Origin of the sequence: Corallococcus carmarthensis (assembly GCF_003611695.1) — a bacterium.
GTDB classification, from domain to species: domain Bacteria; phylum Myxococcota; class Myxococcia; order Myxococcales; family Myxococcaceae; genus Corallococcus; species Corallococcus carmarthensis.
In genome coordinates, this window is the sequence record NZ_RAWE01000032.1 from 33,683 (window position 1) to 54,874 (window position 21,192).

The following is a 21,192-nucleotide window of genomic DNA, read 5'->3' on the forward strand; positions in this document are numbered from 1 at the left end:
GAGGCGTTCATGCCAGGGAGCATCGCGGCGGGGCCCGCCCGGAAGACCTTCCGGTTGCCGAGCGGTCCCGCGCTACGACCGAGCGGTCGCTTCTTCAGGCCGGGTGGTGGACGCCGTCAGGAATGCCTCAAGGGGCGCAGACGACGCCCACGCAGCCTCCCGCGCCGTTGCCGCGCGCGGCGTTGCCGCCTCCGTCAATGGCTGTCGGCGCGTGGATGCCCCAGCCCGTGTTGCCCCGGCAGACGTTGCGGGAGAGGGTGGGGATGCTGCCTGGGAGGACGCGCAGGCCGTCCCCGTCGTTCGACAGGAAGCGGTTGTCGCGGACCGGGCCCTCCTGCGGGACGGGTTCGAAGTCCGGCAGGTTGGACAGCGTCAGCCCTCCTGCGTTGTCCCACCAGAGGTTGCTCCGGACGTCGAGCGTCTGGGCCGCCAGGCGCAGTCCCTCGCCATTGTTCATGACCCACGAATCGCGCATCTGGAAGTCGAACGCCTGCCAGTCGGGATGCTCGGGCGTCCCGAACGCGGTGTTGTTCGCGAGGATGGAGTTTTCGAACACCAGCTCGTAGCAGTTGTCGAAGCGGCCGTTGTCCCACGTCAGGTCCGCCACGGAAGCATTCCCCGTGAACGTGCTCGACCTGACGCGGATACTGCCGGAGTAGCAGTACAGGACGTTCTCGTTCGACGTGAAGGTCGAACCGGAGATGCGGGTGTCGTGAAAGTCCACGAACAACACGAGCCCGTTTCCGGCGAACCGGGACCCCCGGATGTCGATGAAGCCGGAGGTCGCGTCGAACTCACTGCCGAAGCCCAGCGAGTTTCCACTCAATCTCGAGTCCGTGAGGAGGAGCCCCCCGCCACCGTTCCGGTGGTAGATGGCGATCACATTGTCGACGAGCGCGACCTTGTGCACCTGCACTGGGGCGCCGTCGAACGCGTAGCCCCGGTAGAAGCCCCGGATCTTGCCGTTGCGCACCGTGCTGCCCTGTTCGGCCACGACGCCCGTCGAATCATCCGTCCCGGTTCCGGAGCGGCGGACGGTGTAGCCCCCCAGGTCGAGCACGACGCCCGAAGCGGCGATCCGGAGCGCGGGCTCCGGCGTGCCCGGACAGACGAGGTCTCGCGTGAGTCGCGTGTTCCGGGTCAGGACGTCTCCGCACCGGACGGCGCGGGCCTCGAAGGTTTCCGCCGCTTCCGGGTCGCTGGCCTTCGCGGCGGTCCCAGCGAGGAGCAGCAGCGCCAGGGGCCACGTCACGACCCCACCTCGTATCCGTTGCATGATGATTCCCCCTCGCCGGAGGCTGTCAGCCCCCGCGCGGGGAGGCTGCTCACCCCGCCTCGCGCCCCCCAGTCCGCCCAATGGTGCCAGGGGACTGCGTGGAGGCAGACAGGCCTACCGCGCCCCAGGGGGCGGGGCTGTTGCTATCCTCCCGTGTGCCGCGACAGGAAGGACGGAGCACCATGACGAGGGCACCCGCCACCCGGACCGACTTGAGAGAGGCCTTGCTGCGGCTGGGCCTGGAGGAGGGCGACCTCGTGATGGTCCACGCCGGCCTCCGGAGCCTCGGGCCCGTCCTGGGCGGGGTGAACACCGTGGTGCAGGCGCTGCTCGACGCGGTGGGCGCCCGGGGCACGCTCCTGGCGTACCTGGACTGGGAGATGGGCGTGGAGCCGGAGGACTTCGAGGACGCACGCCTCCGGGAGGAGATCCCCACCTTCGACATGCGCACCGCACGGGCCAGCCGCGACCACGGCATCCTGGCGGAGACGCTCCGGACGTGGCCGGGCGCGGTCCGCAGCGGCCATCCGGACGCGGGCATGGCCGCCATTGGCGCGCGCGCGGAGTGGCTCTGCGCGGACCACCCCCTCCACTACGGCTACGGCCCCGGGTCACCGCTGGCCAGATTGGTGGAGGCGGAGGGCAAGGTGCTGATGCTCGGAGCCCCGCTGGAGACGCTCACGGTGCTGCACCACGCGGAGCACCTGGCGGACCTCCCCGGCAAACGGGTCGTCCGCTACCAGCGGCCGCTGTTCGTCAACGGCGAGCGGCGCTGGGTGGACTTCGAGGAGTTCGATACCAGCGAGCCGGTGACCGACGCCCTGCGCGCGTCCAGCGTGGACCCCTTCACGCGCATTGGAGAGCAATGCCTCGCGGAGGGAATCGGCCGCTCCGGAACGGTCGGCCAATCCCTGTCATATCTCTTTGACGCACGCCGGTTGGTCCGCCGAGGCGTTGCGTGGTTGGAGGAGTACCCCCGCTGAAAGGAGCCGCCGTGATTCTCTTGAAGACCGCCCTCATCCTGGCCCTGACCTCAGCCGCCCCCGAAGCCGCGCCCGCGAAGTCCGGGTGCGCCACCACCAGCATCGAAGTCGCGCTCCGCCACCTGTTCGAGCGCTACAAGGACGGCGGGACACTGGACGTCACCCGGGACTCCGGCGAGCCCATCACGCCGCGGTTCATCGCGGAGTCCCTGAAGGTGCGTGACGTGCCGAATGGCTACGCGCTCATCGAGAACCCGGACCTCATCGAGACCTTCGAAGCCGCCTTGTTCAAGAACCCGAATGGCTACCACCTGGTGGTGGTGTCCTCGGGCGCGTCCGTGAGCCACACGGCTGTCTTCAAGTGTGACGCGGAGGGGTTGAAGGCAGACAACACGGCCCTGGAGCTCTCCGACGCGGAGGCCGTCCAGCTCTACACCGACGCGGGCCTCCTCAAGGCGAACGCCAAGAAGGGCTTGAGCGAGAAGACCCTCCAGGACTGGGCGGGCTCCATCGTGACCCTCAGCCTGCCTCGCAAGGGGCGCGTCATCACCATCAAGGCGAACGTGGACGAGCCGGCCGGCGTGTATGGGAAGAAGCTGGGGACCATCGACTACGTCGACGGCCGGTTCGTCGTGCACTCCCTCGCGAAGAAGGCCCGCTGAGGACGGGGCCCGCGTCCTGGAACGCGGGCCCCTACAGCACCGCGAAGGTTCACGGGCAGCCGGAGCTGACCTCGAGCGCGTCATAGGCCATCCAGCCGTTGCGGCGGGTGCCCGTGGCGGCGATGACGTAGCCGTAGATGAACTTCATGGTCCCCGACTGCTGGCGGTAGCGCCCGGCGCTGTCCAGCACCCAGAGCGGGATGTCGATGGAGGGGGCGCCATTGGTCGTCGGGACGTCCAGGCGCTGGAACTTCGTGCCCGCGGGGAAGTGGTCCACCGCCACGCCGCCCAGGCCGAAGCCCGGCACGTTGAAGGTGAGGTTCGCGGAGCGCAGGCCGTTGGCGCGCACGAGCGGCAGGTAGTCGCCCGCGCGCTCGTTGGACGACGTGGTGTCGTAGACCACCTTCTTCACTTCGAGCGCGGGGTCGTGCGAGTTGCGCACGGCGTAGCACGCCATCTTGCTCAGCCCGGAGCTCAGCGCGGAGACGTGGCCGACCTTCTCCTCGAAGGAGGTGCGCCCCAGGATGGCGGACATGGGCAGCCAGCCGGAGCTGGAGTTGGACGTCGACGTCGCGAACGCGTGCAGCTCCCCGGCGAACGTGCGCGTCTGGCCGTAGTTGAAGAGGGAGCGCGTCCGGGTGGACGTGCCCACCACGGTGCCGTTGCCGTCGCGGATGGGCACGCCCGTGGTGATTCCCCACGAGTCGTCGTCATCCGCGTCGTTGGTCTCCACGCGGTTGCCGCCGGAGGGCCGCAGCTTGCAGTTGTACGCGCTCTCCTCGCACACCGTGCCGTTCACGCCGGAGAAGGCCGCCTGCCGCGTGGCCGCCAGGTCCTCCGCTGATACCGCGTCACCCTCGAACGCCTCGCCACCACAGGCGACAGAGGCCAACACCATCGTGCACAACACCGGCTTCTTGAAGTTCATGGTAAAAATGGAAATCTGATTTTACTCGCTTTGTCAAATGACGCGGCTCCGCCATTGCCCGCCAGGCGTCATGGCCGGATTGCGTCGCGCACGCGCAGTGCGTTCAGGGATTGCCGCGGGCTGGAAACGCCATCGCGTGGAGGTGTTCCAGAAGCTGTTGGCGCTGCCAGGCGCGTTCGCGAGCGGTGGCTTCCGCGGCGCCGGTGGCTTCGGCCGCGCCGTGGGCGGCGGCGGTGGCCGCGTAGGTGGCGGCGTGCGGCGCGTGGGTGGCGACGTGGGCGGTCGCGGCGGCATGTCCCGCGGCGCGGGCCGCGGCGCATGCGGCGGCGTGCGAGGTGGCATCCCGGGCGGCGGCGTGCGCGGCGAAGGCGGCGGCGCGTGCTTCGTCCATCGACAGTGCGTCCCGTTGCCAGGCTCGCGCTGCTTCGATGGCCCGGCGGGGACGGTGGTCCTCCGGGAACTGCTGCTCGAAGTAGGGGAGCACGTGCTCGGCGCAGTCGGCGGCCCAGCGGGCCAGGGACTCGTGGTCGGACCTGTCGAGCTGCATGCCCCCGCTCCTTCCTGCGTCACGCTCCTCGCGGGTTCTCTGTCATTCCTGGCGGACAGGTCAATGCGGGCGCGGGCGCGTCAACGCCATGCGTCCGGGATGGGACTTCCGCTGCCCCCCGCGAGCCCTAACGGGCCCGTGGCACCGGAGCGGCGGGACAGGCGGGCGCGGCCACTGTCAGCGCCTCGTTCATCCCCAGCACGAGCCGCGAGCCCGCGAAGGTCAGGGAGCGCACGGGGGCCGGCGTCGGGTAGCGGCCGATCTCCGACAGGTCGTCGGCGCGCAACGCCAGCACGCCTGACGGCACCGTGGAGATGGCCAGGTACGCGACCGCTCCGTCGAAGGCGAGGATGCGCGAGACGTCCACCGGCGCTGACCGCTCCGCCAGGTTGACGTGGGCCCGGGTCTCGATGCGCGTCCCTGCGCGCTCCAGCAGGTAGACCTCCCGCCCGTTCTCGATGACCAGGCCCCTGCCTCCCGCGAGCGCCATGGCCGTGAATTGATCCGTGCTCCCCGTCAGCTCGCCAGTGGCCACCCCGCCCTCGCCGGACCACGAGCGCCAGAGCAGCGGCATGCGCGCGGGCTTGTCCGGTGAGACGTAGTGCATCTCCCCCAGCAACAGTTCGGAACGGTCCCCGTCCACCGCGAGCGCATGGCCCTTGCGCGTGTCCGGCGGCGCCGGATCCACCGTGACGGTCTGCTCGGAGGCCGGCGCGAGGTCCTGCCCCGCGCAGGCAACGTCCAACGCGAAGCGCCGCAGCTTGAAGCCTCCGGAGGGGATGGGCGCGGCCTGGAAGAGCTGTCCCTTCGCGGAGGCCAGCACCGCCGGTCCTCCGGCGAGGCGCACCTGTCCGTCCGGCTCCAGGAGCCCGTCCACCGACGAGCGCAGGCAGCTCATCACCGCCGTGCCCGCCTCCTGGTGCACGTTGGCTCCGGCCGCGGGCAGGGTCACCAGGTCGCGCGTGGCCGACCCCGGACGCGCGGGCGCGATGCGCAGCCGCTGCGTGTCCGCCGCCAACGTCGTGCCGCCCGAAAGGACGGCGGGCGCCGCCGGATCGTCCACGCTCACGCGGTGCGAGCCGAAGGGGCCCACCGCGAGAAGGGAGCCATCGGGCGCGGCCTGGACGCGTTCGAAGGAGCCGTGATGGATGCCCGTGCGGAAGCGCAGGGCGTCCGTGCCCTCCATCGCCACCACGCGCCGCCACGGCTGGAGGACGGCGTGCCGTCCCCGTCCCGCGAGCTGGAACGGCGAGAGCGTCAGCCCCACCTCCTCGCTCTGGCGCAGGGGCTGCGTGGCCACCACGGACGACACGCCACTGGCGTTCAGCGCGTGGCGCTCCACGACGTAGGCCCGCGTGGGGCCGGTCAGCCGGACCCACTCCACCAGGAGCGCATCCTGGAGGAGGACGAAGCCCACGGGCCGCTCCCAGCGGGAGGTCTCCTCCACGGGGAGGAAGGACTTCACCGGCGTGGGCGTCGCGGTGCCGCCCAGGTCGGACTGCCGGTACACCAGGATGCGGCCCATCTGCCCGTAGCGCAGCAGTTCGTGCGCCACCACGAACGTGCCGTCGCCCTGCGCCTGGAACAAGGACAGGCCTGACAGCAGCGTGGGCTTGAGCACCGGCTCTTCAGGCTTCGTGATGTCCACCGGCGCCAGCCCGCGCGTCGTGCCCACCCAGAGCGTGTTGCCATCCGGGGACACCGACAGCGAGTTGCAGGTGCCAGGCAGTTGCAGGTTGTGCGCGTCATCCGCCACCAGGACGTTGCCGGGGTCGATGCGGTAGGGCGTCACCGCGCTGCCGTTGCACAGCCAGAAGTGCGCGCCCCGTCCCGCGCCCCCGAGGATGCTGTTGCTGCTGGGGTGCAGGGGCAGCCGGGCCAGCGTCGTGAGGCGGTCGCCCTCCAGGCCCAGCAGCTCCAGCCGCTGCCGGCTCCCGACGACGAGGACGCGGTCCGGGCCCAGGGGCACGAAGAAGGTGAGCATCCGGTCGGACCAGTCCGTGGTGCCGAAGAAGCGGTCCACCCGGATGTCCAGGGCCGCATGATCCAGCCGCGTCAGTCCGTCCTCCGTTACACGCACCAGCGACACCGACAGGCCACTGCCGCCCAGCCGGTCGCCAAACAGGAGCCGGTCGTCCGACACGAACTCCGCCAGTCCCTCCAGGGGCGCCGTGGAGCGCTCCGCCGGGGACGGGCCATGGCTCCACGCCGTGCCGTACGTCGTGGGCGCGCTGGTCGTGGGCGAACCCCCGCACACCCCGCTCACGCACTGGTCCTGCGTGGTGCAGGCGTCGCCGTCGTCACACGCGGTGCCATCCGGCGCGGGCGACACGACACAGCGGCCGGCGTCGTCGCGCTGCTCCACCGTGCACGGGTCGTCGTCCCCGCACGTCCCCGCGTCCTCCGGTGACGTGCCGCCATCCAGGGGCGGCTGCCCGGCGTCTCCGGTGCCCGCGTCCACGAGGCCCGCATCCGGGTTGCTTGCGTCCGGACGCTCTTCCGGTGGATCGCCCGAGCACGCCGAGAGCAGGACCGCCAGGACCACGCCCCGGATCGTCGACCACGCGGGAGCCACCATGCACGCACCATCCCGGGCCCGAAGCCCTGCTCCCTCCAGAATGAACCCGTCCGTCCGGGCGGGAGCGCGGGTCCCCAGGCAACCAGCAGGGACCGTCCACGGACGGCATGTCTTGAAGCCCTTGCACGCGCGAGCGGCCGGGCACGGGAGGTTCCCCGCGCCCGGCCGTGCACGGCGAGGAATGACTACTCGCGCAGCGTGGTGCAGCCGCGGCCGAAGTTGTTCAGCACGGTCTGGTAGTCACCGGTGTCCACGGTGCCGTTGCGGTTGAAGTCGGAGCCCGTGCCCGTGGGGACCTTCGTGCCGTACTCGGCCAGCACCTTCGTGCGGTCCGCCACGTTCACGCAGCCATCCAGGTTCGCGTCACCCGGGAGCGGCGTGGCCTGGGCAGGCGGCGTCTTCTGGGTGATGGAGGCGTAGCGGCCGTGGGTGGCCTGCGCCAGGCCGTTGAAGAAGGGCACCTCGGCGGCGGCGCTGGCGCCGACCTGGTAGGGCCCCATCACGGTCTTCGCCGCGTCGTCCGGTTCGCGCGCCTGGGCTTCGCCCTGGAGGGGGACGTAGTCCTCGAAGAGGAAGTCGATGTCCGCGATGAGCGTGAGGCCCGGCGGGTAGGGGGCCGGGAAGATGCCGCAGGGGCCCGCGGAGGTGGCGCTGCCCGTGCACGCCTTGTTGCGGACCTTCTCCTGCCAGCTGCCCACGGTCAGGTTGGGCCATACGCCCGCGCTCCAGGGGCCGTAGCACTGGTCCAGGCTGGCGGTGGCATTCTCGTCGCCGTCCGTCACCAGGTAGATGCGCTTGGTGTGGAGCTGGTTGGGCAGGTAGTTGATGAGCGCGTCCACCGCGGCGCACACGGAGCCGGCCAGCGGCGTGTTGCCGCCCAGGGTCACCGCGTTGACGGCGGCGCTGATCTGCGCCGGAGTCTTGTTGTCCGCGAAGCTGAAGACCTGCGTGGGCCCGGCGTTCTCGAAGGTCCAGAACGCGTACTTCGTCGTCACGCTGGGGATGATCTGCAGATAGCCGTCGATGCGCGCCTTGGCCACCTGCAGGCGCGTGAGGCCGGGAACGGACGTGGAGCCCATGCTGCCCGTGCGGTCCAACAGGATGAGGACGTGCTCGTCGGCCATCGCCGCGCTGGAGCACAGCCCCCCCACGCACGCGAGCGCCACGGCGGCCTGGGACAGGGAACGACGCTTCAATTCAAGACGCATGGAACGACCTCCTGGGAGTCAGGGGAAATGAACGACCTTGCGGCGGTGAAGCGGGAAGCACTGCGAGCGAAGCGGGCGGGGCCCTACGGGCAGCCCTTGCCGTAGTTCTGGAGGACGAGGTTGCGGTCGAAGACGTCGATGCGTCCGCTGCCATCCAGGTCGTACGCGGGGTTGCCGGGCGGCACGGTCTGACCGAAGGAGGCGTTGATGAGGTTCAGGTCCTCGTCGTTGATGCAGCCGTTGCCGGACACGTCCCCCACCAGGATGACGCCGCCGTTCACGACGAGGCCGTAGTCCGCGTCCACCGCGGCCGTCTCCAGGTGGTTGTCCTGGACCACCTCGTCGCCCAGCACCTCCACCTTCCACAGGCCCGCGGCCGGGTTCTGGAGGAAGACGTTCTCCACCGTGTCCACCTTGTTGGACGTGCCGCCGGAGGTGGAGGTGTTGCCCGCGGTGAGGCCGTTGTTGCCCCAGTAGACGGTTCCGTCGGGCGCCGTCACGCGCAGGGACAAGTCGTTGATGCGCGCCTGGGCCGCGCCCACGGTGCCCATGGGGTCCGTGTAGGCCAGGGTGACGTTGAGCTCCGTCTGGCCGGTGGCGACCTTCACGCTGTAGGCCTTGATGCCCAGCGGGCCCACGACGTCCGTCTCGTCGATGATGCTGGTGACGGGGGCGCGGTCCAGCAGGCGCTTCACGTCGGACGTGCCCCAGCCCTGCTTGAAGCGGTCGATGTCCGCGTTGGCGCCGCCCGCGAGCCAGTTGTAGCGGTACGCGTGGTTGATCATCAGCGCCTTGGCGGTGGCCATCTGCGGGCGGCTGGCGAAGACGTCCGCCTTGGTGCCATGGCCGGACCACACGCCCTGGTGCCACATCTGGAACAGCAGGCCGAAGTGGCCCGCCGTCTGCGGCGTGGCGGAGCTGGTGCCGCCGAACTCCGTGTAGGCGGAGTCGCTGGTGCCGTGCGCGGAGTGGATGGAGTCGTAGAAGAACGACAGGTCCGGCTTGATGCGGCCGTCCGCCGCCGGCCCGATGCTGCCGCTGAAACCCCAGCGGTCATCCGCGCGCGACAGGGTGTTGAGGTGCTGGAAGGCCCCCACGGAGACGATGTTCTTCGCCCAGGCCTGCGGGCGGGACTGCCGGCTGCCCGCGTTGCTCTGGGATTGGGTGCTGAGGATGGGGCTCTTGAAGAGGTAGTCATCCACTTCCGCGGAGAGGGTCGTGTACGACGTCGTCAGCGTGCTGCCCACGCTGGAGGTCTGGAACACGGCGCGGTAGGGGCCCGCCGGATCGGTGAGCTCCTGGTTCGCGGTGTAGCGGGACTTGGTGCCGCCGAACTGGGTGGACTCGCTGTAGAGGTAGAAGATGCCCTGGCCGCTGGGGATCATCCCGCGCGCTGCGGGGTCCACGCCTTGCGCGAAGTTGTTGCTGTAGCAGCTGGTGCCGTGGAGCGACCCCGACGACGTGCCCGTGCTGTGGATGATGGGGGCGGTGGGCCATTCCCGGTGCGTGGTGCGCAGCTCCGTGTCGAAGACCTCTCCGCGCACGCCCTGGCCGGTCCACCCCTTGAGGGACTGGAGCGCGTTGGCGCCGCCCAGCTCGCGGACGATGTCCATGTCCACCTCGCCGGGGCCACCCCAGCGGTCGATGAACTGCACCTCGTTCGCGCGCACCACCCGCGCGAGCTGGTCCTGCGTGAGCGTCGCTTCGATGCGCAAACCGCCCGGCTCCACCAGGTCCACGGTGCCGCCCAGGGCGCGCACGCGCTGGGCCAGGGCCTCCTGCCGCGCCGCGCCCCGCTCGCCGAGCATCAGCGAGTAGCGCTGCGCGTCCGGCAGCCGGGCGGAGCGGCCCAGCAGGGCGTCCCGCAGCTCGCGCTCCAGGCGGTACTCGGGATGGTAGGGCCCCACCCAGCGCACGTAGGGCAGCTCCGCCACGCGCTTGTGGGTGTCGCCGTCCATCTCCACGACGAAGGTGTGGTCGGTGAGGAAGCGCAGCACCTTGCCGCCTTCCCGTTCGATGGCGTCGCGGAAGGAGGGCAGGGGCGTGCCCAGGAACTGCACCAGGTGCAGCGTGTTGCCCGCGTCCGCGGCGAGCAGGTTGCCGGTCAGGGACGGGCCGCCCTGGAGTGGATCAAACGGGGCTTCCGCCAGCCGCACCACGTACTCGGTGTCGCGCACGCGGCCGAGCAGTTCCGTGCCGCCGCGCGTGTAGGCCATGAAGTCCCTACGCGTGCCGTCCGGCTGCTGCTCCTTCCAGACGTGGAGCTGGAGGCCCGGCTCCGGCGCGGTGACGGTGCGCAGCGAGGACACGGGGCGCTGGGTGCGGTGGAAGACGAAGCCGGCGGCGGTGACGAGCGAGGACACGCGGCTTCCGGGCGTCACGCCCTGGGTCTTGTCCACGACGAGCTTCGCGGGTGACGCGTCCGGGGTGCGTGAAGTGGGAGGGGGTCCCCGGGAGGGAGGCGCCGCCAGGGCGCCCGTGGGAAGTGTCAGGGTGCAGCCCAGCGCAAAGGCAGACAGACGGCGCCAGGACGGCACTCGCCGGGACAATGATGATTCTTGCATGTCGGTGCTCCTTCAAAGGGCTCGGTGCTCGCACGCGTCCGCTGACGACGCGCTCCCCGCCGCACTACGACTTTCGGCTCTGCCCGGGAGCCCTCTCAGAGGGGCTCCAGGGACATGGCCACGACCATCTGATGAAAGACGTTCGAGTCGATGAAGGTCTGTAATATTTGTAAATCTGACCTTTGATGAATGTCAATGGATCGACTGGTTTTCCATTGATGACGTGAATTTGCGGGGCAGGCGTCTGGTTTTATTCGCGCTGCTACGGGGAAGCCACGAGGCCGTCACCGTTGACATGGTTCACGGAGGTGTCGTTACGCTCCTGCCATGTTTTTGTTCGAGGCTCGCTTGCCCTTTCCCGCGGGCAGCCTCGCCATACCCTGCCGCCGGAGCCGTGAGCCTTCAGCGCTCCGGCTCCTCGTCCTCGTTCAGGAGGCCGTGCTTGCGGAGCTTGTCGTGCAGCGTGGCGCGGCCAATGCCCAGTGACTTCGCGGCTTCCGTGCGCTGGCCCCTGGACGTCGCGAGCGCCGCGAGGATGAGCTCCCGCTCGTGCGCGTCCAACTTCTCGCGCAAGGTGCCTCCATTGGGTGAGGCCTGCGGCGCGGACGTGCTGGGGCCTCCGGCAGGCAGCAGCTCCAGGTCCAGCGTGCCGTCAGGGGACAGCACCACGGCGCTCTCCAGTGCGTTCTCCAGCTCGCGCACGTTGCCGGGCCAGGAGTGGGCCGTGAGGCGCTCCAGCAGCGCGGGTGTCAGGGGCACCGGCGGCATGCGGAAGCGCTCGGTGTGGCGGGCGAGGAAGTGCTTCGCGAGCGCGGCGATGTCCTCCGGGCGGCTTCGCAGCGGGGGCACCTGGAGCGTCACGACCTTGAGGCGGTAGTAGAGGTCCTCGCGGAAGCGGCCCTCCGCCACGCGCTGGGGCAGGTCGCGGTGGGTGGCGGCCAGGACGCGGACGTCCACGGGGAGGGAGCGGTCCTCGCCCACGGGCCGCACTTCGCCCTCCTGCAAGACGCGCAGGAGCTTTGCCTGGAGGGGCAGGGCGAGCTCTCCCACTTCATCCAGGAGCAGGGTGCCTCCGGAGGCTTCGCGGAAGAGGCCCGGACGGGCGCGCACGGCGCCGGTGAACGCGCCCCGTGCATGGCCGAAGAGCTCCGCCTCCGCGAGCTCCGGCGTGAGCGCGGCGCAGTTGAAGCGCACGTAGGGCTTGTCCGCGCGCGGGGAGGCGCGCACCAGGGCCTCTGCGACGCGCTCCTTGCCGGTGCCGCTCTCGCCGGTGATGAGCACGGTGACGTCGCGGGGGCCCACGCGCTGGATGAGCAGGGCCAGCCGCGCCATGGACGGCGACACGAAGACCAGTGAGCGCAGCAGGTTCACTTCGCCGGACAGCCGCTCGTTCTCCGCCTCCAGCCGGACCATCCCGAGCGCCCGGCGCACCACGGCCAGCACGTCGTCCACGTCGAAGGGTTTGCGGAAGTAGTCCAGCGCGCCCAGCTTCATGGCCTCCACCGCGTGGCGCTCCGAACCGTGCGCGGTGATGAGGATGACGCGCGGCGCATGCGGGCGCGCGGCGACGCGGCGCAGGAGCTCCATGCCATCCACGCGCGGCATGCGCAGGTCGCTGAGCACCAGGTCCACGGGCGGCTCCGAGTCCAGGCGCGCGAGCGCGGCCTCGCCATCCACCGCCTCCTCCACGGTGAGCCCGTCATCCTCCAGCAAGCCGCGCAGCGTGTAGCGCACGCCCGCGTCGTCATCCGCCACCAGCACGCGGGCCTTCACGGCAGGGCCTCCTTTCGCGGCGCTTCGACCGGCGGAGGCGCGGGCGGCAGGAGCAGCTCCGCCACACAGCCTCCGCCCTCGCGGGCGCGCAGGCTCAACTCACCGCCGTGCTGGCGCATCAGCGCTCGCGACAGCGCCAGTCCCAGACCGGAGCCATGGGGCTTCGTGGTGATGCCCGGCTCGAAGACGCGCTCCTTCACCTCGGCCGCGAGCCCGGGTCCCCGGTCGCGCACCTCCACGCGGCCTCCGCCTCCCGGCGTCATCCAGGACTGGAGCTCCACCGTCGTGCCTCTTGGTGCGGCGTCCAGCGCGTTCTGCACCACGTCGATCATCACCTGCCGCACCTTGCGCGCGTCGCACCACGCATCCACCGGCGGCCCCTCCGCGACCTTCAGCCCCACGCCCCGTTCTCCCGCCATGCCTTCGTGCAGCTCCGCCACCTGCCGGCACAGGCCGTCCAGGGGCACATGTGCTTCGTTGAGCGGGAGCAGCGGCCGGGAGAAGTTGAGGAACCCTTCGAGGATCTCCTGCATCCGGTCCACCTCCCGGCGCAGCACCGCCATCCGCTCCGCGGGCCGGCCCTCCACCTCGCGCGCGATCATCGCGGCCAATCCCTTCACGCTCGCGAGCGGGTTCTTCAACTCGTGGGCAATCTCTCCGGACAGCGTGGTGAGCGAGCGCACCCGTTCCTCGTGCGCCTTCAGCGTTTCATCCCGCGCATCCAGCGCCGTGCGCACCATGCCCCGGTACGTGCGCCGCAGCGTCGTGCCGATGAAGTTCGCCCACACCACGAGGACCGCCGTCACCGTGAGCATCGTCAGGAGCAGCGCATCGCTGTGTCCCGCGCGACGGCCGCCGCCAAAGAGCGCGGGCACCAGGTCCTCCACCGCGCCCGTGAAGGTCGCCGCCGCCTGCACGCCCAGCAGCGCGAGCAGGTAGCCCACCCACCTCCGGGACCGCGCGGGCGGGAAGAGGATCGCCGTGGCGAAGGCCACCGGCAGCACCAGGGGAATGAGCGGACTCTCCAGCCCTCCCAGCGACAGGTTCACCACCGTGAACAGGGGGAACGCCACCAGCGGCAAGGCCGTGCCCTGCTCGTACGACAACACCGGCTGACGCCGCCACGACAGGGCGACCCCCAACCCCACCAGCACCAGCCCCAACGCCAGCGCCACGCACCACGGGCGCCACGCAGACGTGTCACCCATCAGCCCCAGTGACACCATCACCACCGGGAGGGGGCTCAGGAACAACAGCACCTTCGTCACCTGCCGGAACATCCGCGAGAACGCCTCGCGCTGGACCTGTTCGACTCCGGCGGCCGTGGGCTGGGGTAGGGAAGGCAAGGCGCGTCCTCCTGGACCGTGGGCGCTACCCTATGCCCAAGCAAGCCGGATGCCCCAGCCCGTGTGCCCTGGGGCCGCGCCCGCTTTGCCCCTTCCTGTTCGGCGGCCCGGCGACCGGCGCCGGAAATCCGAACAGGTGATGGCCCTGTGCCCCCGGGGGGCTCCCCTCGCGCTCCGTGCTGGCACGCCGGGTGGGGGCGCGGGCGCGGGCGGACGCGCCACGCGATGGCCGTACAGGACTCCGCCACGCACTGAAAGAGGGCGGAGTCCCTGGCCCGGTTCCTCCGGGACGAAGGCCGCCGCTACCGCCGGATGCTCAGCGTGACGGAGGTGAACACCTCGACGCTCTTCCCGTCCACCTGGACGAAGTCACTCTCGTAGCTCACCCGCTGGATGAAGAGGCCGCTCGCTTCGTGCTCGTTGGCGGAGCTGGCGTTGAACCGCGCCATCTGCATCGTGCCCATGGCCATGCCCGTGCAGCCCTCGCACTTGGGGGCCCGGTACGCGAACACCGTGCCGCCCTCGATCTGGTTCGTGCCGTTGAGGCGCGGCTTCGGGACGGCGATGAACAGCCGCTGATCCGTGCCAGGAATATCCCAGACCGCGCCCAGCGGGTGGCTGCTGGTGCTCTCGGCGTTGCTCCCCACCGGACGGAGGGTCACCACGGTGGAACCATTGCTGTCGAGTTCCGGGTTGATCCGGACGAGGTCCTCCTTCTTCGTCCACCCCAGCCAGTGCAGCTGCGGGAGGTTGTAGTTGTCCGACGCGAAAGTGCCCATGTACGTGCTTGCGTCGGCGGACGAGTTGACCTTCCCGGTAGAGGGGTCCCGCACGTTGCCGTGCGCGAGGCCGAGGACGTGCCCGACCTCGTGGGCGTAGTCCCGGAACAGGGTGCCCTTGAGGAAGACGCTGCGCGAGCCGGCGTTCGAGGTGGAGCACACCCCACCCGGCAGCACATACACCGTCAGGAACGCGTTCGAGTTGGCCTTCTGGCGGGCCTGGTTCTTCGCCGTCGTGCAGTTTGCGCTGGTCACCTGCACGGTCTGCGAACCGATGATCTCCAGGCTCACCTGGTTGCGAGACGCGACGGCGTAGAAGTCAGACAGGTTGCGGACGGTGTTCCTGATGGCGTCCAACGAGGGCGTCGTCCTGCCATCCAGGGCCATGCGGACGATCCGGACGGTGAGCTTCTTGTTGATGGCGCCCAACCTGCTGACGCTGTTGTAGTTCTTGACGCAGGTCGACTCATCGCCAGCGCAGTCGTAGCGGTTCTCCGAGGGAAGCGCCTCGGCGTCCTGAACCCGGAACGAACGCACCTTGTCGTTCGTGCTCGCGCCGCTCCCGAACGAGGTCTCACAGAGGTTCGTGTCGGTCTCGACAGTGACCGAGTCGCCGCCGCAGTCCGCGGCGGCGTGGAGCGTCACGGCCTTGCCGATGGGCACGTCGACGAAGGAGGCGCCCGCGGCTTGCGGGAGGGTGTGGCAGCCGTTGGACGTGGCCTCCTGAATCACCTGGGAGCCGCCGTTACAGTTTTCCCGCACGCGGACGAGCGGAGAGCGGGGGGCGATGAGCTGCTCGCGCAGCGCGGGCCAGTTGGCCGCCGTGCAGTTTTCCGACTGCACCTCATCCAGGAAGAGGCCGTCCTCGAGCTCCGCGTGCTCGTAGGTCTGGCACGTCTCCCACAGCTCGCTCCAGTGTTCCCAGTCGCAGGTCCCCGCGTTGACATACGTCTCGACGCACGCCAGCGACGCCGCGAGCTCCGGGGAGACGACCGCCTGCCGGGTGGCCGCGATGGATGCCTCGGTGCCGGTGCCGCCGGGCTGTTCGCTGGGGGGCTGCGCCCCGTCCTCTCCCTGGCACCCAGACACCAGCGCGCCACACAGCAAGACACCCATCATGGACAGCTTCCGCATACGTCTCCCTGGCGCGGCCCGTGGCCGCATGTCACTGCGAAACATGTGCAGTGGTTCATCTGTGGAGATTCAATGGATGTCCCAGCCCGTGGCTGTGGAATCACGGCTGTCTTGCCTGCGGGTCGCGCGGCCGACGCCCATCCTGCTCTGAAGGCTCTTACCTGACTTCCCTGGAGGTGTTCACAATTGGAATGATATTTTTTGACTGGGCGTCCGTCTGACTCAGTGCGTGAGAAGTGACAGACGTTGGTGGATGCCCGGCCCGCTCCAGGCGCCCCGCCCCTTCCTGTCCGGCGGCCCGGCGCCCGGCGCCGGAAGTCCGAACAGGTGAAGGCCCTGCCCCTGGGGGCTCCCCTGGCGTTCGGTGCTGGCACGTCCAGTGCTCAAGGTGACGCCAGGACACGGGTTCAGGACACGCCCGTGTACCAGAAGCGGACCCCCTGGGATGGGCAGGCGTAGCGTGGACCCGCCGCGCTCAGGGGGGCGCTCCATTCGCGGCGAGGGCCGCGCCAGGAGGCACGGGTGGGACCGGCGAGGAAGTCGAAACACTCGAAGCGGGGCATCGTCGCGGGGGCGGTGCTGGTGGCCATCATCGTCAGCGGCATCCTCTGGCTGCGGCGGCCGGTTCCGGAGCCGCCGCCGCGCTTCACCGGCTACGTCGTCAGCGACAACGTCTACCTGTCCTCGCCGGTGGCCGGCATGGTGGCGTCCGTCGCGGTGGTGCGCGGGCAGCGCGTGGCGGTGGGCACGCCGCTGTTCCGCATGGAGCCCACGTCGCTGGTGGCGCGGGCCGACCAGGCGCGGGCGCAGGTGGGGCAGGTGGAAGCTCAGCTCCTCGCGCGGCAGTCGGACGTGGCCCGCGCCCGTGCCTCGCTCGCCGCCGCGCAGGCGGAAGCGGACCGCGCGGACGCGGAGCTGGCCCGGCTGGTCGCCGTCCAGAAGGCCATCGAAGGCGCCGTGACGCCCCAGCAGCTGGACCTGCTGCGCGCGACGGCGACCCGGGCCCATGCCCAGCGCGACGTGGCCCGCACGGACGTGGCGGCGGCGGGCGCGCAGCTGGAGGTCGTCCGCGCCCAGCTCACCAGCGGACGCGCGGGTGTCACCGCCGCGGAGCAACAGGTCGTGGAGCTGGCGCCCGTGTCCCCCGTGGTGGGCCGCGTGGAGGACGTCCTCTTCCAGCAGGGCGAGTGGGCCATGCCCAACGCCCCCGTCGTCAGCATCATCCCGGACGCGAAGCTGAAGGTGCGCTTCTACGTGCCGCAGGGAAGGGTGGCGTCCTTCCCACCGGGCACCGCCGTGAACATCGCCTGCGACGGCTGCGACACCGGGATGACGGCGCGCGTGGACTACGTCGCCCCGCGCCCTGAATACACGCCACCCATCATCTACAGCCTGGAGACGCGGCAGAAGCTGGTGTTCCTGGTGGAGGCGGTGCCCTCCGCGCCCACGCAGCTGTTGCCAGGGCAGCCCATCGACGTGACGCCGCTGAAGCACGCGCAGGTGGAGGCGGACCGATGAACGAGCGGGCCATCGACGTGCGCGGGCTCAACAAGTCCTTCGGCGACCGGCACGTCGTGCGGGACGTATCCATCGCCGTGGACACCGGGCGCATCACCGGCTTCCTGGGACCCAACGGCTCCGGCAAGACGACGACGCTGCGGCTCCTGTGCGGGCTGCTCACGCCCGACAGCGGCGAGGGCACCGTGCTGGGCATGGACTTCCGCGCCCGGGGCGACGCCATCAAGCGCCAGACGGGCTACATGACGCAGAAGTTCTCCCTCTACGAGGACATGACGCTGGAGGAGAACCTGGCCTTCGTCGCGCGCGTCCACGGGCTGGAGCAACGGCGCGAGCGGGTGGAGGACACGCTCCACCGGCTGGGCCTCTTCGACCGGCGCAAGCAGCTCGCGGGCGCGCTCTCCGGAGGCTGGAAGCAGCGCCTGGCGCTGGCCGCCGCGACGCTGCATGAGCCCCGCCTGCTGCTCCTGGATGAGCCCACGGCGGGCGTGGACCCCAAGGCCCGCCGCGAGTTCTGGGATGAAATCCACACGCTCGCCGCGGGTGGCCTCACGGTGCTGGTGTCCACGCACTACATGGACGAAGCGGAGCGCTGCCACGACATCGGCTACATCCTGTATGGGCGCCTCATCGCCCGGGGCACGGCGGACGCGATCATCCGCGACTCGGGGCTGGTGACATTCCTGGGCGAGGGGCCGGGCATCGACCGCGCGGCGCACCTGCTGGCCCAGGCGGACGGCGTGCTCAGCGCCTCCGCGTTCGGCGCCTCCGTGCACGTCAGCGGGGTGAAGCGCGAGGCCCTGGAGGCCGCGCTCGTCCCCTGGCGCAAGGAGCCCTTCCGGTGGAGCGAGGTGCCGCCGTCCCTGGAGGACGTCTTCATCCAGCTCATGGGTCGCGAGCGCGACGAACGGTACACGTCATGACGGGCTCCCTTCCGCGCATCCTGGCCGTGCTGCTCAAGGAGTTCACGCAGCTGCGGCGCGACCGCATCACCTACGCGATGATCCTCCTCATGCCGGTGATGCAGCTGCTCATCTTCGGCTACGCCATCAACATGGACCCCCGGCACCTGCCCGCCGCGGTGCTGTCCCACGACACCAGCACCCTGGCGAACTCCGTCGTCGCCACGCTGGAGCGCACCGGCTACGTGGACGTGCGCTACCTGCCGCGCTCCGACGAGGAGTTGGATCAGCTCATCCGCCGGGGACAGGTGATGCTGGGCATCACCATCCCGCCGGACTTCACGCGGCGGCTGCTCAAGGGGGAGCGCCCCCAAATCCTCGCGGAGGCGGACGCGTCCGACCCGCAGGCCGCCGCCGGAGCGCTGGCCGCGGTGAGCGTGCTGCCCACGGAGGCGCTGCGGAACGAACGGCTGGGACTGGGGACGCCCCGGTCCGCCGCGCCCGCGTTCGAGGTGGTGGTGCACCGGCGCTACAACCCGGAGAGCCGCTCGCCGTTCCACATCGTGCCGGGCCTGCTGGGCATCATCCTGTCCATGACGCTGGTGATGATGACCGCCATGGCCGTCACCCGCGAGCGCGAGCGCGGCACCATGGAGACGCTGTTGTCCACGCCCGCCACCCCGGCGGAGATCATGGTGGGCAAGCTCACGCCGTACGTCGTCGTGGGGCTGGTGCAGACCGTCGTCGTCCTGGGCATGGCACGGGGGCTGTTCTCGGTGCCCATGGCCCGCACGCCCGCGGGATGGCTGGCATTGGCGTGCGGCATCGTGCTGTTCATCGTGGGCAACCTGTCGCTGGGCTACCTCATCTCCACCGTGGCGCGCAGCCAGTTGCAGGCGATGCAGATGTCCATGTTCTACATGCTGCCGTCCATCTTCCTCTCTGGCTTCGCCTTCCCCTTCCTGGGGCTGCCGCCGTGGGCGCGGGTGCTGGGGGAGATCATCCCCGTCACGCACTTCCTGCGCATCGTCCGGGGCGCGCTGCTCAAGGACCAGGTGCTCGCGGACATGGGGAACGACCTGCTCGCGCTGGGCCTGTTCGTGCTCGGGGTGGCGGGTGTGGCGCTCGCACGGTCGCGCACCACCCTGGATTGACGTGGCCTGCTCTCAATAGGGGACGGAGTCCTCCTGGAACGAGCGGCCGCTGGCGGTGAGCGCCTTGCCCTCGTGCCAGAGCAGCTCCTCCGTGCGCAGCAGCAGCTCCGTGAGCCCTTCGCCCGTGCGCGCGCTGATGGGGACACCTTCACTCGCGTGGGCCTCCAGGAGCGCCATGACGCCCTCCACGCCGCCTTCCAGCAGGTCGCTCTTGTTGAACACGAGCAGGCGCGGCGTGTCCTGAAGCCCCAGGTCCTGGAGGATCTTCTCCACGGCCTCCATCTGCAGCCGGTACGCGGGGTCCGACGCGTCCACCACGTGCAGCAGCAGGTCCGCGTCCTCCAGTTCTTCCAGCGTGGCGCGGAAGGCGTTCACCAGGGTGCGCGGCAGCGCGCGGATGAAGCCCACCGTGTCGGTGATGACGACCTCCCGGTCCTGCGGGAAGCGCAGCCGGCGGCTGCTGGGGTCGAGTGTCGCGAAGAGCTTGTCCTCCACCACCACGTCCGAGTCCGTCAGGTGGTTGAGCAGCGTGGACTTGCCCGCGTTCGTGTAGCCAACGATGGAGATGATGGGCACGTCATGCCGCACGCGCTGCTTGCGGCGCACCTGCCGGCTGGCTCCCACCGCGTCGATGCGCTTCTCCAGCAGCGCGATGCGGTCGCGCACCCGCCGGCGGTCGATCTCCAGCTTCGTCTCACCGGGCCCCCGCCCGCCAATGCCTCCCGTGAGCCGGGAGAGCCCTTCGTCGCGCTGCGCGAGCCGGGGCAGCCGGTAGCGCAGCTGGGCCAGCTCCACCTGGAGCCGGCCTTCAGCGCTGTGCGCGTGCTGCGCGAAGATGTCGAGGATGAGCTGCGTGCGGTCCAACACCTTCAGCGACGTGTGGTCGCTGATGTGCCGCGCCTGCGCGGGCGTCAGGTCGTGGTCGAAGATGATCATGTCCGCGAACCGCCGCATCGCCTGCTGGTTCAGCTCCTCCAGCTTCCCCCGGCCCACGACGAAGCGCGGGTCGATCTGCTCACGGGACTGGAAGACGACGTCGAGCACCTCGATGCCCGCCGTCCGCGCCAGCTCCCGCAGCTCCACCATGGTCGCCTCCGCGGCGGCGCGGCCCTCCAGCGCCACTCCGACGAGCAGGGCCCGCCCCTGCGGGGTGACCTCCCGGCCTGCGATCGCATGGCCGAAGGCCTCCTCCAGCTCCTCGGCCAGCGCCACGGGGTCCACGTCGAGCGTGTGGAGACCCGAAGCCTTCCGCGTCTTCCAGAACCGCTCCCGAGGACCGACGGACTCGGGATCGAGGTGGCCCAGGTAGACCTTGCCCGGCTGGCCGTCCGGACGCGTCTCGATGGCGCAGACGAGATCCAACCGGAGCAGCGCGAGGTCGGTGATGTCGTCGGGCGTCAGCGGTTCGTCCTTCAGGTGGGTGTGCACCAGGCGCAGCCCTCGCAGCCGCGTGTCCCCCGCGCGCATGCGGCCGATGTCTGGGAGGTCCAGGCGGGTCGCGTCACCGACGATGACGTGCTCGATGTCGCCGCGCCGGTCGACGAGCACGCCCACCTGGCGGCCCGTCTCCTGGGTGAGGGCGCAGAGATGGCCGGCAAGCTCGGGGCTCACGACCTCGTCAGGCCGCACGTGCTGGCGCCAGGTCGCCTCCAGGCGCTGAAGCTGGCTGGGCTTGAGCCCTTGGATGTTTCCATGGATGGCGGGCATCGAGGTGGCCTTCCTGTCGTCGGGAGCAGCTGCTCCACGGTCCTCCGCTCACGCTAGGCATCTCGTCGCAGCCCGGCGCGTCATCCCGGCGGGCCGCGTCATCGTGCGGCCCTTCGCAAGCGCCGCGTGTGTG

Annotated in this window: 15 protein-coding genes; 5 read left to right on the forward strand and 10 right to left on the reverse strand. The window is 70.3% G+C overall.

What is annotated here, in order from left to right; translation table 11 throughout:
- Nucleotides 1-127 precede the first annotated feature (127 nt).
- Nucleotides 128-1,252, reverse strand: coding sequence for a right-handed parallel beta-helix repeat-containing protein (locus tag D7X32_RS12000; protein ID WP_120602661.1), 1,125 nt, complete (start codon nt 1,250-1,252; stop codon nt 128-130).
- 206 nt (nt 1,253-1,458) lie between these two features.
- Here D7X32_RS12000 and aac(3) point away from each other — a divergent pair, with 206 nt between their 5' ends.
- Entirely contained in the window at nt 1,459-2,259 is an 801-nt protein-coding gene (gene aac(3) / locus D7X32_RS12005) for an aminoglycoside 3-N-acetyltransferase (protein ID WP_120602662.1), read from the forward strand.
- Nucleotides 2,260-2,270: 11 nt separating this feature from the next.
- On the forward strand, nt 2,271-2,921 hold the full coding sequence (locus D7X32_RS12010; RefSeq protein ID WP_120602663.1) for a hypothetical protein: 651 nt from the start codon (nt 2,271-2,273) through the stop codon (nt 2,919-2,921).
- A 49-nt stretch (nt 2,922-2,970) separates the two neighbouring features.
- Here D7X32_RS12010 and D7X32_RS12015 read toward each other — a convergent pair whose 3' ends face one another.
- The 8 genes from D7X32_RS12015 to D7X32_RS12050 form a co-directional block, all read right to left on the reverse strand.
- On the reverse strand, nt 2,971-3,849 hold the full coding sequence (locus tag D7X32_RS12015; protein WP_120602664.1) for a hypothetical protein: 879 nt from the start codon (nt 3,847-3,849) through the stop codon (nt 2,971-2,973).
- A gap of 103 nt (nt 3,850-3,952) precedes the next feature.
- Nucleotides 3,953-4,396, reverse strand: a complete 444-nt coding sequence (locus D7X32_RS12020) for a putative immunity protein (protein ID WP_120602665.1) — start codon at nt 4,394-4,396, stop codon at nt 3,953-3,955.
- A 127-nt stretch (nt 4,397-4,523) separates the two neighbouring features.
- Nucleotides 4,524-6,974, reverse strand: coding sequence for a hypothetical protein (locus tag D7X32_RS12025; protein ID WP_120602666.1), 2,451 nt, complete (start codon nt 6,972-6,974; stop codon nt 4,524-4,526).
- Between the two features lie 185 nt (nt 6,975-7,159).
- Nucleotides 7,160-8,182 (reverse strand): VWA domain-containing protein, encoded by a 1,023-nt coding sequence (locus D7X32_RS12030; protein ID WP_120602667.1) that lies wholly within the window; start codon nt 8,180-8,182, stop codon nt 7,160-7,162.
- Between the two features lie 83 nt (nt 8,183-8,265).
- Nucleotides 8,266-10,581 carry a DUF8729 domain-containing protein gene (locus tag D7X32_RS12035; RefSeq protein ID WP_438358981.1) on the reverse strand — a complete coding sequence of 772 codons (2,316 nt, stop codon included), beginning with the start codon at nt 10,579-10,581 and terminating at the stop codon, nt 8,266-8,268.
- 567 nt (nt 10,582-11,148) lie between these two features.
- On the reverse strand, nt 11,149-12,519 hold the full coding sequence (locus D7X32_RS12040) for a sigma-54-dependent transcriptional regulator (RefSeq protein ID WP_120602669.1): 1,371 nt from the start codon (nt 12,517-12,519) through the stop codon (nt 11,149-11,151).
- Nucleotides 12,516-13,865: a sensor histidine kinase gene (locus D7X32_RS12045; RefSeq protein ID WP_147450118.1), complete on the reverse strand. Its 1,350-nt coding sequence runs from the start codon at nt 13,863-13,865 to the stop codon at nt 12,516-12,518. The genes D7X32_RS12040 and D7X32_RS12045 overlap by 4 nt, the downstream gene beginning before the upstream one ends.
- A gap of 302 nt (nt 13,866-14,167) precedes the next feature.
- Nucleotides 14,168-15,763, reverse strand: coding sequence for a M10 family metallopeptidase domain-containing protein (locus tag D7X32_RS12050; protein ID WP_244238974.1), 1,596 nt, complete (start codon nt 15,761-15,763; stop codon nt 14,168-14,170).
- A gap of 537 nt (nt 15,764-16,300) precedes the next feature.
- Here D7X32_RS12050 and D7X32_RS12055 point away from each other — a divergent pair.
- The 3 genes from D7X32_RS12055 to D7X32_RS12065 are packed head-to-tail and all read left to right on the forward strand — an operon-like array spanning nt 16,301 to nt 19,352.
- Nucleotides 16,301-17,296 carry an HlyD family secretion protein gene (locus tag D7X32_RS12055; protein WP_120602671.1) on the forward strand — a complete coding sequence of 332 codons (996 nt, stop codon included), beginning with the start codon at nt 16,301-16,303 and terminating at the stop codon, nt 17,294-17,296.
- Nucleotides 17,293-18,219, forward strand: coding sequence for an ABC transporter ATP-binding protein (locus D7X32_RS12060; RefSeq protein WP_120602672.1), 927 nt, complete (start codon nt 17,293-17,295; stop codon nt 18,217-18,219). Before D7X32_RS12055 ends, D7X32_RS12060 begins: the two co-directional genes overlap by 4 nt.
- Nucleotides 18,216-19,352, forward strand: coding sequence for an ABC transporter permease (locus D7X32_RS12065; RefSeq protein WP_120602673.1), 1,137 nt, complete (start codon nt 18,216-18,218; stop codon nt 19,350-19,352). Before D7X32_RS12060 ends, D7X32_RS12065 begins: the two co-directional genes overlap by 4 nt.
- 12 nt (nt 19,353-19,364) lie before the next feature.
- On the opposite strand, the gene hflX is transcribed toward D7X32_RS12065, so the two are convergent.
- Nucleotides 19,365-21,059, reverse strand: a complete 1,695-nt coding sequence (gene hflX / locus D7X32_RS12070) for a GTPase HflX (protein WP_120602674.1) — start codon at nt 21,057-21,059, stop codon at nt 19,365-19,367.
- Nucleotides 21,060-21,192 lie beyond the last annotated feature (133 nt).